Origin of the sequence: Galbibacter marinus (genome assembly GCF_000300875.1) — a bacterium.
GTDB classification, from domain to species: domain Bacteria; phylum Bacteroidota; class Bacteroidia; order Flavobacteriales; family Flavobacteriaceae; genus Galbibacter; species Galbibacter marinus.
In genome coordinates, this window is sequence record NZ_AMSG01000003.1 from 233,840 (window position 1) to 249,522 (window position 15,683).

Below are 15,683 nucleotides of genomic sequence, written 5' to 3' on the forward strand. Positions count from 1 at the left end.
CACTGTATATGGATTATAAATTACCACGCACGTTTTTTATTTAGACGTTCAATTTCAGCTATTTCCTCTTGAGGAATTACTTTTAAAAATGAAGGATGTTGTTCAATGGAATACTCAATTTTCTCCACAATTTCCTCTATAGTTTCATTGTCATAATCAATATCCAAAGGTTCTTTAATAACCATAGATTGTAGAATTCCCTTCTTTTTAATGCGAAGTCCTTTTCGATCAAAGGATCGTCTAAAGCCGTCAATAACAACAGGTATAACGATTGGCTTATAATGCTTAATAATATGAGCTGTTCCTTTACGAATAGGCTTCCAAGGCTTGGTGGTTCCTTGGGGAAAAGTAATCACCCATCCATCATCCAAGGCCTTACTGATATTTGAAATATCACTAAACTTTACCTTTCGATTGACATCCTTTCCAGCTTCTCTCCAAGTACGTTCAATACTTATAGATCCTGCATAGGCCAATACCTTTGGCAAAAATCCAGACTTCATGGTTTCTTTGGCTGCTACATAATAAAGATTCATCTTAGGTTGCCATAGGTATCCCACATTTTTAATGGAGTCCACTCGCCCACTTAAACTAGCATTGAAGACGTGAAACATGGCAACCACGTCCGCAAAATAGGTCTGGTGATTTGAAATAAATAAAACACCTGTTTCTGGTAGATTTTTGATAATTTCTGATCCCTCGATCTGAAGTTCATTGAATCCTCGGTAGCGTCTATGAGTGAGCACACCTGCAATTCGAATCAACCATTTCTTTATAAATAATATATGTCCAAAAGGATTTCTTTTGAATATAGCCATCTTAAATCTTTATCATTAATAGGATTTTCAAAAATACAAAACTTACAGTTCAATTGACTTTTTAAAAAGGTCTTTTATTTCACTTAGTATCATTGCTGTGGCTCCCCAGACCGTAAAATCATTAAAGCTAAAGGAAGGAACGGTTATGTTATCAGCATAGGAAGTACTCAGTGTTTGTGAAGTCTCAAAGCGATCGTCCATAAAATCAGAGAACAGTACTTCAATAATCTGCTCCACTTCTGAGGGTTGTGCCACAAACTTAGGTGTTCTATTGGTTAGACCAATAAAAGGATGTACCATAAAATTACTTGGAGGAATAAAAAGTTCTGTAACTGGTTTTACGAGTTGAATTTGTTGTGGTTTTACCCCAACTTCTTCCCATGTTTCTCTAAGAGCCGTTTCTTGTATATTTCGATCTGAAAGTTCCACTTTACCCCCTGGGAACCCGACCTGATTTGAATGCACTCCATTATAGGTTTTTCGAAGTATCAGTAAAAGACGCGTCTGATTACTCAGATCTGGATAAAATAGACTAATCACCCCGGCTTTTCGAGCTACCTTCTTTGATAACTTCCATTTATCAATTTCCTGTATTCTAGCCTCTGGCGCCATTTTATTATGAGATTCTTCTCCTGGTAATGGCATATTTTTTATTTTTGAAACTAAATCATGAAAATCAGAAAATTCCATATGCAATATTCTTTAAGAACTACTACAATATTACTATTAATTATTTTAACCGCCTGCAACCAACCGTCAAAGAAAAATAAGGTATCTCCTAAGACCAACCCAAAAGATAGTATTGAACTTTCAAAAGATAGTATCGCTAATTCAGCCAAAGAGAAAAAAGAAGAGAAGCAAGAAGAAAAACCATTTGTGCTTACGGAAGAAAACGCTATTCCTTTTTTCTTTGATTATCAAAAAACACATAAACAATCCAAGGTCAAAGTACACACCTCAATGGGAAATTTCATCATTGATTTATATGACAACACACCCTACCACAGGGCCAATATGATATACCTCAGTTCTAAGAAATATTTCAACAACACCTTTTTTCATAGAGTAGTTAAGGACTTTATTATTCAAGGTGGAAATACGGATTTAAAGATGACAGCTGACAAACGTGATAGTATTGGCTTTTATCTTTTACCTCCAGATACTCGAAAAGGCCATAAACACATCAGAGGAACGGTATCTATGCCCAGTAGCGATGACGTTACTAATCCTCATAAACTAGCCTCTCCATATGAGTTTTTCATAGTAACCACAAAAACAGGCGCACCACATCTTAATGGAAAATTTACTGCCTTTGGAATGGTTACCTCAGGAATGGATGTGGTAGATAAAATCAATTATGTTAAAACAGGTCCAGACGAATGGCCACTGACCAATGTGGTAATAGATTCTATTGAAATCCTAGATTAACATTTACCTGGTTTTAAGGATGGATGCGTTAAACTTATTTGGTATTAGAGCTGTAACTCTTATAAATTGTTTATATATATCAAATTCAAAACAATTATAGGTTTTAGCAATAGTTTTGTATCTTTGTTTTTAAAAAAATTACTATGACCATTACCCAATTACAATACGTGCTAGCTGTTGCTGAGCATCAAAACTTTACACACGCGGCTGAAAAAAGTTTCGTTACCCAACCTACCCTGAGTATGCAGATACAGAAACTTGAAGATGAACTGGATATTCTCATTTTTGATCGTAGCAAGAAGCCTATCCAACTCACTGCTGTTGGGGAGAAAATAGTGGAACAGGCTAAAAATATTGTCAATGAATCACATCGCATACAAGATATTGTGGATCAAGAAAAAGGCTTTATTGGTGGTGAATACAGAATTGGAATCATCCCCACAATAATGCCAACCCTGCTACCCTTGTTTTTGAAAAACTTTGTCAACAAATATCCTAAAGTCAATTTAAAGATTGAGGAGCAAAACACCGATGTACTCATTGAAAGATTGGAAGATGGTTATCTTGATGCTGCTATTGCAGCCACACCCCTAGATAACCCAACCATAAAAGAAAATGTATTGTACTACGAGCCTTTCGTAGCTTATGTTCCGCAGAGTCATAGGTTGCACCAGGTTAAAAAAATCACAATGGAGGACTTAGATTTGGAAGATATTCTGCTTCTTGAAGATGGGCATTGCTTTAGAGAAGGGGTGATCAACCTTTGTAAAAACAAAAATTTTAAGGATGATCGCTTTCATGTGGAGAGTGGTAGTTTTGAGACCATGATGAAACTAGCCGATGAAGGAATGGGTATGACATTACTCCCATTTTTACACACCATGGATCTTAGCGAGAGTCAAAAATTAAATCTTCGATTTTTTAAAGAACCTAATCCTGCACGTGAGGTTAGTTTAATATATCATAAAAGCGAATTGAAAATGCATATTACCCATGCATTAAAAGAAATCATTACAGGAGTCATCAGGGGAGCAATCGCTTTTCAAGATGTAAAAATTATTAGTCCTGTGGCCCATAAAATAAACTAGGAGTACTTTGTAATAACACTACATTATCTGACTAAGACCTAAAGAGGAATATTTTTATAAAGTATACTATTAAAAAATGGTTCTTCTAATAGTATACTTTATAGACTGTTATTTGATGTAAATTAAACATTGTGATAATTCGGGTCTACCTTGGATATAGACGTTAAGCCAAATTCTTAATTCATCGATTTCGTAAGGTAGTAATCTAGAGGCAGCTTTTTCTAATTCTTTACAGAATAATTTAGGATCAAAGCTCACCTTATGCAACACCATTTTAGTGTACTCAAACATAGCTCTAGCCATTGGTTTAAAAATTTATTAGGTTGACTTAAAAGTAACGAATAGGTGGACATAAAATTGTTGTCTTTCCGTTAAAATCAAAGTTTAATTGTTAAAAAGTATTCAGTGTGTGTTTTCTAGTCTTGTCAAGGTTTCAAAGTTTCCAAGCTCCTTAGGATTTGTACCAAACTTATTTATACAAGAGTCACCTTCTTTGAAGAGCTGTCGAAAACAATAAAATGGAATCAAATGATACCATCCACTATGACCCATGTCGTGGCATCTCTTCACTCCCTGTGCTGTTATAAAATACAATACTGGAAGAAAAAATAACCAAAAAACGAAGGAATAACTGCCAAGCTGAATTTGCAATATGGCAGCCGAGATACTTGATAATAAATAGCATAGGAAATAACCAAGAACGCATAACAATACGCTTAAACCGAATTCGGTTCTACGTATCCTTCCACTGAAGGAAAAGGGGTTTTTAAACATTTTTTTAAGATTTAGGCAATTGTAAATATATGATAATTTTTAACATTCACTCTAATATTTCTTCAAATTATTGTAATTGCTGTTAATAAATTTAGTTTACCAGCGATAGCTTATTGTATTTTAGTATTTTGTACTTGGCAAATTAATTCATAATGAAAAGAATCATTTTAATTTTTATAACAGCAAGCCTTGTAAGTTGTTCGGGGTACAAGTCGCTTACAAAAAAAGTAACTACACAATTTGACAATTCATTTTTTGAAAACCAATTTAGTGGACTCTTTGTCTATGATCCAATTTCAGGTGATACTATTATTAATTACAACGGAGACAAATATTTCACCCCAGCCAGTAATACGAAAATTTTTACTCTATACGCAGCAATGAGTCTACTGCCGGATTTTCTACCAAGTATTCAGTATACCACCTCCGATGGTAAAATGTACATTCGAGGAGTAGGAAACCCAGCAGCATTACATCCCGTTCTCCAAGATAGCTCCCTTATTGAATTCCTCAAAAAACAACAAGACATACACCTTTATTATGATAATTTAGAAGATACTCAATTGGGTCCTGGATGGGCTTGGGATGATTTTGATGCTTACTATTCACCCGAGCGAAGTTCTTTGCCTTTATTCGGGAACATTGTAAGATTGTCCAATCGAGATTCCTTATATGTTTCCATAGATTCTTTTAAAAACCATGTTAAACTTCAACGGGCTTCATATAGAAGGGCTATTGGCAAAAATGAATTCTACCTTTCAACTAGCCAAAAGGATACTATAGAGGTTCCATTTATTACCGATAGCACTGTTATAAGGAAAATTCTAGAACATCAAACCGGCAAATCCATTACAATTGTTGATCATTTCCCAACCACAGAAATAAAAACAATTTATGGCATTGCCGCTGATTCAGTGTACAAGCAACTTATGCAGGTAAGTGATAACTTTATTGCCGAACAGCTACTCATTATGGCCTCCACTACTCTTGGGGATAATCTTAGTAGCGCAAAGACTCGTCAATACATTTTAGAAAATCAATTAAACGGACTTGCACATAAGCCAAGATGGGTAGATGGTTCAGGCTTGTCAAGATACAATCTATTCACTCCTTCTTCAATGGTATATACCCTAAAGGAACTATATGAGATGACTCCAAAAGAGACACTCTACAATATTTTTCCTACTGGTGGAGAAAGTGGAACGTTAGAACGATATTTTAAAGGGGATCCACGTCCTTACATACACGCAAAGACAGGAAGTTTAAGTAACAATTATTGCCTGAGTGGTTATCTTGTTGCCGATTCTGGGAAAACCTTAATTTTTAGTTTTATGAACAATCACTATAGACGAAGTTCTAATGACTTGAAAGCAAAAATGGCACAGATCCTAGAATTCATACGTGACAATTATTAAAATAGCTTAAAAGCTACCTTAAAAACAGGTGAATATTAGTAAATTTGCATGCTAAATTAGCTATTGGCCCACGTTTTATGCACAAAATTTATTCTAAAACCTTACAAGATCTCGAGTTTTCTACAGTCCTAGAACAGGTTTCTTCTCTATGCATAACCGCATTGGGAAAAGAAGCTGCAACAGAAATCATCCCTTTTACTAGTAAAGAAGAACTAGAAAGCGCACTAAAGCAAACCAATGAGTATCTCGCTTCTTTTGAAAATGACAATACCATCCCAAATCACTTTTTTGAGTCTATTACCCCAGAGATTAAACTTCTGAAGGTTGAAAATAGCTTGATTGAAATTCAGGGATTTCGCAATATTGCCTTAATATCAGAAACGGTCAATAGCCATATTGTATGCTATAAAAAATTTGCAGAGTATTATCCGGAGCTACACAATAGTGTTAGTCATATAGAATTTACCAAAGTCATACAAAATGAAGTCCATCAGATTATTGATCGTTTCGGTGAAATTAAAGATACCGCATCATCTAATTTGCAAAAAATCAGACGAGACATCGCTCAAGTACGCACAAAAATCAATCAGAGTTTCGGTGGTGCATTAAGCACATACGCTTCTGCGGGGTATTTGGATGATATACGAGAATCTGTTATTGACAACAGACGGGTCCTTGCAGTTACTGCGATGTATCGCAAACGTGTCAAAGGAGCTATTTTAGGTAATTCTAAAACTGGAAGTATTGTATATATAGAACCTGAAGCAACACGGCAGTATAGCCATACCTTGACCAATTTAGAATACGATGAACAAGAAGAAATTCAAAAAATTTTAAGGGAGCTTACTAATTTTTTACGCCCCTACAAAGAATTACTTACCGCTTATCAGGAGTTTTTAATTCGCATTGATACTGTGGCGGCCAAGGCCAGATATGCCCGTGAGTTAAACGCGGTGTTACCGGAGATTACCACAGAGCGTCGATTTAATCTTATTGATGCCTATCATCCCCTGCTCTATAGTTCCAATAAAGCCGCCTTAAAAACTACTTACCCTCAAACCATTGAGTTGCATCAAGAGAATCGCATTATTGTGATTTCGGGACCCAATGCTGGGGGGAAAAGTATCACCCTTAAAACCGTTGGTCTGTTACAATTAATGCTTCAAAGTGGACTGTTGGTTCCTGTGCATCCAAGATCTTCCATGTGTCTTTTCGATCGCATTTTGACAGATATTGGTGATAACCAATCCATAGAAAATCATTTAAGCACCTATAGTTACAGGTTAAAGAATATGAATTTTTTCCTTCGTAAGTGCAATCATAAGACCCTGTTTTTAATTGATGAGTTCGGAACTGGAAGTGATCCTGAACTTGGAGGAGCATTAGCAGAAACATTTTTGGAAGTCTTCTATGAAAAAGAAGCTTTTGGTATTATAACTACTCATTATTCCAATTTAAAAATATTAGCCAACGAACTTCCCTACGCCACCAACGCCAATATGCGATTTGACAATAAAACGCTAGAACCTGTATTTCAATTAGTCTTAGGAGAGGCTGGAAGTTCGTTTACCTTCGAGGTTGCTCAGAAAAATGGTATTCCCTACAGTTTAATCAATCGGGCAAAAAAGAAAATTGAGCGCGGTAAAGTTAGATTTGATGCCACTATTGCTAAACTGCAAAAGCAGCGCAGCAAAATGGAGAAAACCTCCACTGACCTTGTCGATCAACAATCCAAAGCAAAGCAAGAGGCTAAAAGGCTAGAAGAACTCAATGCGCGAATAAAAGACAAGCTGGAGCAATATCAACAACTTTACGATCACAACCAACGTATGATTTACCTTGGTAACAAGATTAACACCATTGCCGAGGATTACTTCATTAACAAGAAAAAAAGACCTTTAATTTCAGAGTTTCTCCGTATAGTTGAAACAGAAAACTCGAAGCGAAAACAAGAATCCGCTGCCACGAAAAAGAAACAGCGCGCTCAAAAGAAAGTGGTGGAATCTGAGGTGCAAAAGCAAGTAGATAAAATTAGAGAACGGAAGAAAAAGGAAAAAGCAGAAAAAACTGCCAAGGCAATAACTAACCCGAAACCAACACCTAACTTAAAGGTTGGAGACAGAGTCCGCCTATTAGACAGTAAATCAGTTGGTAGCATCGATCAAATAGAGAAAAATAAAGCAACGGTTAACTACGGCATTTTCACAACAAAGGTCAGCTTAGATCAATTGGAGCTCGTGGAGGCCAAAAAGAAAAAATAATCCACCATCCATTAAGTACAACTAGAACAAATTCCTTCGCAATACGAGTGGGAATATCTATTTTTAACTGTAATTTTACCTAAAAATTAAACGACGATGTCAGTAGCAAAAAAAGAATATAAAAGAGTAACGGTAAAATCATTAATTGAAATGAAACAGCTTGGAGAAAAGATCTCCATGCTAACCGCATACGATTATTCCATGGCAAGAATCGTAGATGGAGCCGATGTAGATTGTATTTTAGTTGGTGATTCTGCTAGTAATGTCATGGCAGGTCATGAAACCACGCTACCGATCACTCTTGACCAAATGATTTACCATGCCAGCTCTGTTATTAGAGGCGTTCAAAGAGCGTTAGTGGTGGTAGACCTCCCCTTTGGGAGTTACCAGTCTGATCCTAAAGAAGCATTGCGCTCGGCCATTAGAATTATGAAAGAAAGTGGCGCACATGCTATTAAACTAGAAGGAGGAAAAGAAATTAAAGAATCTATAAAGAAAATTTTAAATGCTGGTATTCCAGTAATGGGCCACCTAGGTCTCACTCCTCAGTCCATTTACAAATTTGGAACTTATACTGTTAGAGCTAAAGAAGAAGAAGAGGCCAATAAACTAAAAGAAGACGCTCAATTCTTGGAAAGAGCAGGTTGTTTTGCTATTGTACTGGAAAAAATACCCGCTAAACTAGCTAAGGAAGTAGCCCAGTCGGTGTCAATACCTGTGATTGGGATTGGAGCAGGAAATGGTGTCGATGGACAAGTTTTAGTTCTACATGATCTTTTGGGAATGACCCATGAATTTAATCCTCGCTTCTTACGTCGTTACATGAACTTGTACCAAGAGATGACTCAGGCCATTTCAAGCTATGTTTCTGATGTGAAGTCAAGAGATTTCCCTAGTGATCAAGAGCAATATTAGTGATTTAATCCACTGTGATGAAGCATTTTTCAACAAAGGATAATCTTCAAATTATTTACGAGGACAATCATATTATTGTCATCAATAAACGTGCTGGAGATCTCGTGCAAGGAGACAAAACTGGGGACACTCCTTTAGCCGACATTGTTAAAGCGTATATTAAAGAAAAGTATCAAAAACCAGGAAATGTCTATCTCGGTGTGGTGCATCGTCTTGATAGACCTACAACTGGTATTGTGTTGTTTGCAAAAACATCAAAAGCTTTACCTAGGTTAAACAAGCTTTTTAAAGATAAAAAAGCCAACAAAACCTATTTGGCTATTACAAAGGGAAAGCCACCTAAAGATAAGGCTACTTTGGTGCATTGGATGAAACGAAATCCAAAACAAAACAAATCCTATGCTCATGAAAAAGAGGTGGCAGAGAGTAAAAAAGCCATTTTACACTATGAGCTTCAAAAGGTCTTGAATAATTACTACCTATTAAAAGTTGATTTAGAAACCGGTCGGCATCATCAAATACGCTCGCAGTTATCAGCCATTGGTTGTCCGATCAAGGGAGACCTAAAATATGGATTTGGTCGTAGTAACAAAGACGGGAGTATCCACTTGCATGCCCATAAGCTAACATTAGTTCATCCAGTGAAAAAGCAAGAACTTACCTTTACTGCACCACTACCAGATGACCCCTTGTGGAATGCTTGCAAATAAAAAGAATCATTTTCTTAGCCTTATAATAGAACATTCAAGAGAATTACAAGACGATAATTTAGCTCAATACGACCTAAAAAAGAATTAAAAATGGAAGATTTAAATGATAAAAAAATAGTGCTCTTTGATGGTGTTTGTAACCTTTGCACTGGGACTGTGACTTTTATAATCAAACGCGACCGAAAGGATAAATTTCGTTTTGCTTCCTTACAAAGTGAGATCGGTAAACAACTTATGGAAGAACGTCATATTGACACAACGAGCAATAATTCCATTGTTGTCATTGAGCCTCAAGTAGCATATTATGTCAAATCCAGTGCAGCTATTGAAATAGCCAAGGAACTTGGTGGATTATGGCCTGCATTACAGGTGTTTTCTTATATCTTGCCCGAAGGCATACGGGATTCCTTATATGAAATAATCGCAAAAAACCGATATAAATGGTTTGGGAAAAAGGACAGTTGTATGATTCCAACACCTGCCCTTAAATCAAAATTTCTTGACGCCGATTAACTGATCATCTCATAGCAATCCTTAGCGATTTCTAGTTCTTCATTTGTGGGAACCACAAGGACTAAAACCTTGGAAGACTCCTTGCTTATAATTCTATTTTCGGTTGATCGTACGTTGTTTTTGTAATCTTCGAGTTCAATCCCTAAATAATCCATGTCATCGCAAATCATACGCCGAAGGACACTGCTATTTTCCCCAATACCAGCGGTAAAAACAATAACATCAACCCCATTCATCGCTGCAGCATATGAACCTATATATTTTTTTATGCGGTATGCATTCATCTCTAATGCCAGTTGACATCTTCGATCCCCCTTCTCTGCTCTATCTTCAATTTCCCTCAAATCACTAAACCCAGTCATACCAATCATACCACTCTTTTTATGAAGTATCTCAGAGACCTCATCTAAGGTGTATCCTAGTGTATTAACCATATAGAAGATCACTGACTGATCAATATCCCCGCTTCTAGTACCCATAATAAGGCCATTTACTGGACCAAAGCCCATTGAGTGATCAACACTTTTCCCATTTTGGACAGCCGTAATGCTACAACCATTTCCTAAGTGAATGGAAATAAGTTTCGATTTCTTCTTACTGATAAAATCTTTAGCCTTTGTACTTACATACTTATGACTGGTTCCATGAAAACCATACAGTCGTATGTAATTTTCCTTCAAAAAGGAATCCGGGATGGCATATTTATAGGCACGCTCTGGAATAGTTTGATGAAATGCCGTATCAAAAACAGCTACTTTCTTAGCATTTGGAAAAACCTTTTCCGCTACTTCAATTCCAGTATAATTATGTGGATTATGAAGTGGAGCAAGGCTAAATAAACGTTTTATAGTAGCTTTAACCTTGTCATCAATAAATACCGTACTCGAAAAATCTTTACCGCCATGAACGACCCTATGGCCAACAACATCAATCTCATCGACACTTTTAATCGCTCCTCTCTCACTATCCATCAACAGGGCGGCAATACGCTCCAAACCAACTTGATGGTTTTCAATTTCAACAGTTTCAGAAATATTCATCTTCTTAGACTTATAGTGAATGGCAGCGTTTGAAAGACCAATACTTTCAACCAGACCGGAGGCGATTACAATTTCTCCTGGCATGCGCATTAATTGAAATTTAATAGAAGAACTACCTGCATTGATGACTAATATTTTTTTCATAACTATCTAAAACTTTTTACTTCTAATTTATGATTTTGGATCCCTTTATAATCCTTGGGCTTGAATTGCGGTAATAATAACTGTATTAAAGATATCATCTACTGTACAGCCTCTACTGAGATCATTAACAGGTTTGTTTAGCCCTTGAAGCATAGGTCCAATGGCTAAGGCTCCTGTTTCTCTTTGTACAGCTTTATAGGTGTTATTTCCTGTGTTTAAATCAGGGAATATCAATACACTTGCCTGACCAGCAACTTCTGAATTTGGAAGTTTACTCTGTGCCACACTACTATCAACCGCAGCATCGTACTGAATCGGCCCTTCTACTTTTAAATCAGGTCGCTTAGACTTCACAATTTCGGTAGCTTCTCGTACTACATCCACATCCTCACCTTTACCGGAACTCCCTGAAGAATAAGACAACATGGCCACCTTAGGCTCGATTCCAAAGGCTTGGCTACTATCTGCTGATGATATCGCAATCTCCGCCAGTTCTTCCGCATTTGGATTTGGATTAATAGCACAATCTCCAAAGACGGATACGCGATCCTCCAAACACATAAAGAATATTGAAGAAACCACCGAGACTCCTGGTTTAGTTTTAATAAATTGTAATGCTGGTCGAATAGTATGTTGCGTAGTATGAGCAGCACCAGAGACCATTCCATCTGCATCTCCTTTATAAATCATCATTGTACCATAATAGGATACATCGCTCATCCAATCCTTTGCAATGTCCATATTGACACTTTTGTGTTTACGTAGTTCATAAAATGTTTCTACATAATCCATGAACTTTTCTGAATTGGTTGGATCGATTATCTCTATGCTATCCAAATCAATTTGTAAGCCCAAATTATTGATCTTTTCAATAATCTTAGTCCGATCACCTAAAAGTGTTATATCTACAATATCTATGGCTCTAAGATGTGCTGTGGCTTGAAGAACCCTATCATCCGTACCTTCTGGTAGGACGATTCTTTTCTTATGTTGTTTGGCACGACTAATCAGATCGTATTGAAACATTCTAGGAGTAATCCCTTTGGGTTTGAAACTAATAAGACGCTCCGCTAGGGAATCAAACTTAACATGATTCTGGAAGGTACTTATGGAAGTTTTAATTTTTGAAATACTCTCTGCATATATATTGGCTTTAATACTTCCCACTTTATTAGCCACATTAAAGGTACCTCCCTGCACGGAGACTATTGGAACAACTTGGCTGAGTCCCTCGATGAGCTTTAGTATCGAAACCTCTGGGATCAGACCACCTGTGAGTATAATCCCTGAGATACGAGGATAGTTGCTTGAGGTATTAGCCACAAGTGCCCCTAATATAATATCACCACGATCCCCTGGAGTAATTACCAAACTGTTTTCTTTTAGTTTGGTGATATAATTTCTGAGCTGCATCGCTCCAACTCCAAAACTTGCCGTTTGATTGTCCAAGAAATCTTCTCCAAATAACACCTTACCGTCTAAAAAGGCTACAATTTCTTTCATAGTTGGATTGGCCAAGGACTCTATTCTTGGAATTGCAAATACATCAACTTCTTCTGGAAGAAAATCCCGTAAGACATTCTCAGCAATCTCTAGGTTTTGTGCGTTGATTTTATTGGCAACAACAGCCATTACATTGACATCTTTGTTGAGATATGTGTTGTAGGCCATGCGCAGACTCAACGCCAAATCTTCCTTAGTCTTCCCAACACCAGTTGAAACTAATATTGTTGGAAGTCCTAGATTTTTGGCAATCATCACATTGAGATCGAACTCAAAAACACTACTCTCTCCCGCAAAATCCGATCCTTCAACCAGTACGAAATCAAAACGTTTCTCTAAGGACTTGTATTTTTGAATAATTAAATCAAAGACCTGGCCAACTTTGTTGTTGTTTTGCATTTCAATTACTTGATGCGAGGTAAACGCATAGGCGTCTTGGTAGGTCATCTCTACATCAAAATAAGAAAGGACAGTTTCTATATGATTATCTTTCTCCCTTTTTGTATCATTAATAATGGGTCGAAAGTAACCCACCTTAGCAGTTTTCCCTAAAAAGGTTCGCATTAAACCTAAAGTAATTAATGATTTACCACTATCTGATTCTAGTGTAGCAATATAAATTCCTTTATTCATCCTAATTAAAGTCAAGTTTTTAGAGCCATTCGCCTAACGCCTCTAATTGCTATCAAAAATACTAGATATTACCATGCTTTCCTAAATGTTTATGGTCTTTATCTTGGATTTATTTTAACAAAATTCAAGTCCACTAACATCCAATTATATTTTAAAAAACCTCCTTTTAAAAAAGTTATAAAATCCATTTCTTACATCGCCTAGCAAGTAGCGTGATGTTTTATTTGTATAATAATTTGTTAATTTGCCAATACAGACTAAGATTAGGGAATAAGCTAGGTTCAAAAATCTGTCTAATCCAATAAGGACAAACCTTTTGTATAATATACCCGCCTCTTAATTAAGGACCACTAAAACCAGATGTCAAGAATGAAAATACTATTTACCAATATAAAAGAGCTTCTACAAACTAGAGACAACCCAACAACAGCGCTTAAAGCCGAGGCTATGAAAGTGCTACCGACCATTAAAAATGCGTACCTTCTTATAGAAGATCAAAAAATATCTCAGTACGGAAGCATGAATAATCTCCCTACCATTGAGGTGGATAAACAGGTAGATCTCAGCGGCAAAATGGTACTTCCTACCTGGTGTGATAGCCATACACATTTGGTATATGCTGGAAATCGGGAACAAGAATTCATAGATAGAATCAATGGGTTGAGTTATGAAGAAATTGCTGCCAAAGGTGGTGGAATCCTAAATTCAGCCAAAACCCTCGAGAATACCAGTGAGAATGAATTATTTGAACAATCCGTAAAACGATTAGAGTCTGTAGGGCGACTAGGAACAGGAGCGCTTGAAATTAAAAGCGGATATGGGCTTTCCTTAGAGGGCGAACTTAAAATGCTCCGGGTAATAAAACGCTTAAAAGAATATAGCGGCATTACCATAAAAAGCACCTTTTTAGGTGCTCATGCCGTACCTTTATCATTCAAAGAAAATCGACAAGCCTATATAGACTACATTATCGCCACCATATTACCAGAGGTGGTATCACAAGGACTTGCAGAGTATATTGATGTTTTCTGTGAAAAAGGATATTTTTCAGTATCTGATATGGAAAGAATCCTTGAAGCCGCTACAGAAAAAGGACTTATACCCAAAGTTCATGTGAATCAATTTAATGCAATAGGTGGTATTAAGGCTGCTATAAAATACAATGCCTTAACTGTTGATCACCTTGAGGTCATCGAAGAGCAAGATATAACTGCGATGCAAAACGCAAACACCATAGCCGTCGCACTTCCCCTATGTTCCTTTTTCCTCGGAATTCCATATAGTCCTGCAAAGAAACTTATAGAAGCAGGGATACCCTTTGCCCTTGCCAGTGATTACAACCCAGGCTCCTCTCCAAGTGGAAACATGAATCAAGTGGTATCAACCGCATGTATTAAAATGAAATTAAATCCAGAAGAGGCCATAAATGCTGCCACAATAAATGCAGCACATGCCATGGGAATAGCATCCACTCATGGAAGTATAACTCCTGGTAAGGTGGCCAACTTTATTATTACAAAGGACGTGCCCTCTTATGGATATTTAATGTACGATTTTGGCAATAACAACATTGACTCAGTGTATATCAATGGGATGGCTTTAGATTAAAAACGATTATCACCATCGAGAAGGTTTCCTAATCCCCCTAGTACACTCCCTTCGCCTTTACTCTTACCGCCTTGTTGTGGAATGGCCGCAAATACACGACTTGCAAGACGACTAAATGGTAAAGACTGAATATACACCACCCCAGGACCTCTTAGTGTCGCATAGAATAATCCTTCTCCACCAAAAACTGTATTTTTAATACCTCCAACAAATTGAATATCATAATCTATGTCTTTTGTAAAACCCACAATACATCCTGTATCGACCTTTAGCAATTCACCTTCGGCCAATTCTTTTCTAGCCAAGGTTCCTCCAGCGTGAACAAAAGCCATACCGTCTCCTTGCAGTTTTTGCATTATAAAGCCTTCTCCCCCGAAAAAGCCACGACCTAAACGTTTGGAAAATTCAATACCAACTGAGACCCCTTTAGCCGCACATAGGAAGGCGTCTTTCTGACAGATAAACTTACCTTGGTACTTTCTTAGATCAATAGGAACTATCTTTCCTGGGTACGGTGCAGCAAAACTCACCTTTTTCTTTAGCCCTGTTGTATTTAGGTAAGCAGTCATAAACAGACTCTCCCCGGTTAGCATACGCTTCCCAGCGGAGAACAGCTTCCCTAAAACTCCACGGTCTTGGTTAGATCCATCTCCAAAAATTGTATCCATATTCAATCCATCTTCCATCATCATAAAACTCCCTGCTTCTGCAACTACTGCTTCCTGTGGATCTAATTCTATTTCCACAAATTGCATTTCTTCTCCGTAAATTTGGTAATCAATTTCGTGTGCTGTCATAATTTATTTCATTTGGTTGTTTCACTCTTATTAGTA

15 protein-coding genes are annotated in these 15,683 nt (G+C 37.0%); 8 read left to right on the forward strand and 7 right to left on the reverse strand.

Translation table 11 applies throughout. The features are described 5' to 3' along the window. Nucleotides 1–20 precede the first annotated feature (20 nt). Nucleotides 21–818: a lysophospholipid acyltransferase family protein gene (locus I215_RS04470; protein ID WP_008990767.1), complete on the reverse strand. Its 798-nt coding sequence runs from the start codon at nt 816–818 to the stop codon at nt 21–23. Between the two features lie 42 nt (nt 819–860). After that, entirely contained in the window at nt 861–1,508 is a 648-nt protein-coding gene (locus tag I215_RS04475) for an NUDIX hydrolase (RefSeq protein ID WP_008990768.1), read from the reverse strand. Here I215_RS04475 and I215_RS04480 point away from each other — a divergent pair. Both I215_RS04480 and I215_RS04485 read left to right on the forward strand, forming a co-directional pair. Beyond that, the gene (locus I215_RS04480; RefSeq protein WP_237738923.1) at nt 1,488–2,246 is read left to right on the forward strand and encodes a peptidylprolyl isomerase; all 759 of its coding nucleotides are present in this window, start codon (nt 1,488–1,490) and stop codon (nt 2,244–2,246) included. The genes I215_RS04475 and I215_RS04480 overlap by 21 nt on opposite strands. Before the next feature lie 143 nt (nt 2,247–2,389). Beyond that, nucleotides 2,390–3,334, forward strand: coding sequence for a LysR family transcriptional regulator (locus I215_RS04485; protein WP_008990770.1), 945 nt, complete (start codon nt 2,390–2,392; stop codon nt 3,332–3,334). Nucleotides 3,335–3,442: 108 nt separating this feature from the next. On the opposite strand, the gene I215_RS04490 is transcribed toward I215_RS04485, so the two are convergent. Beyond that, nucleotides 3,443–3,637 carry a hypothetical protein gene (locus I215_RS04490; protein WP_008990771.1) on the reverse strand — a complete coding sequence of 65 codons (195 nt, stop codon included), beginning with the start codon at nt 3,635–3,637 and terminating at the stop codon, nt 3,443–3,445. Between the two features lie 99 nt (nt 3,638–3,736). Beyond that, nucleotides 3,737–4,108: a DUF805 domain-containing protein gene (locus tag I215_RS16635; RefSeq protein ID WP_008990772.1), complete on the reverse strand. Its 372-nt coding sequence runs from the start codon at nt 4,106–4,108 to the stop codon at nt 3,737–3,739. 152 nt (nt 4,109–4,260) lie between these two features. Here I215_RS16635 and I215_RS04500 point away from each other — a divergent pair, with 152 nt between their 5' ends. The 5 genes from I215_RS04500 (at nt 4,261) to I215_RS04520 (ending at nt 9,922) form a co-directional block, all read left to right on the forward strand. Then, complete coding sequence (locus I215_RS04500; protein WP_008990773.1) at nt 4,261–5,523, forward strand: D-alanyl-D-alanine carboxypeptidase/D-alanyl-D-alanine-endopeptidase; 1,263 nt, start codon at nt 4,261–4,263, stop codon at nt 5,521–5,523. Nucleotides 5,524–5,600: 77 nt separating this feature from the next. After that, nucleotides 5,601–7,784, forward strand: coding sequence for an endonuclease MutS2 (locus tag I215_RS04505; protein WP_008990774.1), 2,184 nt, complete (start codon nt 5,601–5,603; stop codon nt 7,782–7,784). A 96-nt stretch (nt 7,785–7,880) separates the two neighbouring features. Then, complete coding sequence (gene panB / locus I215_RS04510; RefSeq protein ID WP_008990775.1) at nt 7,881–8,699, forward strand: 3-methyl-2-oxobutanoate hydroxymethyltransferase; 819 nt, start codon at nt 7,881–7,883, stop codon at nt 8,697–8,699. A 17-nt stretch (nt 8,700–8,716) separates the two neighbouring features. Beyond that, entirely contained in the window at nt 8,717–9,409 is a 693-nt protein-coding gene (locus I215_RS04515) for an RluA family pseudouridine synthase (RefSeq protein ID WP_008990776.1), read from the forward strand. A gap of 90 nt (nt 9,410–9,499) precedes the next feature. Next, the gene (locus tag I215_RS04520; RefSeq protein WP_008990777.1) at nt 9,500–9,922 is read left to right on the forward strand and encodes a thiol-disulfide oxidoreductase DCC family protein; all 423 of its coding nucleotides are present in this window, start codon (nt 9,500–9,502) and stop codon (nt 9,920–9,922) included. On the opposite strand, the gene I215_RS04525 is transcribed toward I215_RS04520, so the two are convergent. Next, nucleotides 9,919–11,106 (reverse strand): acetate/propionate family kinase, encoded by a 1,188-nt coding sequence (locus I215_RS04525; protein ID WP_008990778.1) that lies wholly within the window; start codon nt 11,104–11,106, stop codon nt 9,919–9,921. The two genes, I215_RS04520 and I215_RS04525, sit on opposite strands and share 4 nt — an antisense overlap. Before the next feature lie 45 nt (nt 11,107–11,151). Then, complete coding sequence (pta, locus tag I215_RS04530; RefSeq protein WP_008990779.1) at nt 11,152–13,242, reverse strand: phosphate acetyltransferase; 2,091 nt, start codon at nt 13,240–13,242, stop codon at nt 11,152–11,154. A 369-nt stretch (nt 13,243–13,611) separates the two neighbouring features. Between pta and hutI the strand changes: the two genes are divergently transcribed. Then, nucleotides 13,612–14,850: an imidazolonepropionase gene (gene hutI, locus I215_RS04535; protein ID WP_008990780.1), complete on the forward strand. Its 1,239-nt coding sequence runs from the start codon at nt 13,612–13,614 to the stop codon at nt 14,848–14,850. Here the strand turns inward: hutI and I215_RS04540 are convergent. After that, nucleotides 14,847–15,647 carry a TIGR00266 family protein gene (locus tag I215_RS04540; RefSeq protein WP_008990781.1) on the reverse strand — a complete coding sequence of 267 codons (801 nt, stop codon included), beginning with the start codon at nt 15,645–15,647 and terminating at the stop codon, nt 14,847–14,849. The two genes, hutI and I215_RS04540, sit on opposite strands and share 4 nt — an antisense overlap. Nucleotides 15,648–15,683: the final 36 nt, after the last annotated feature.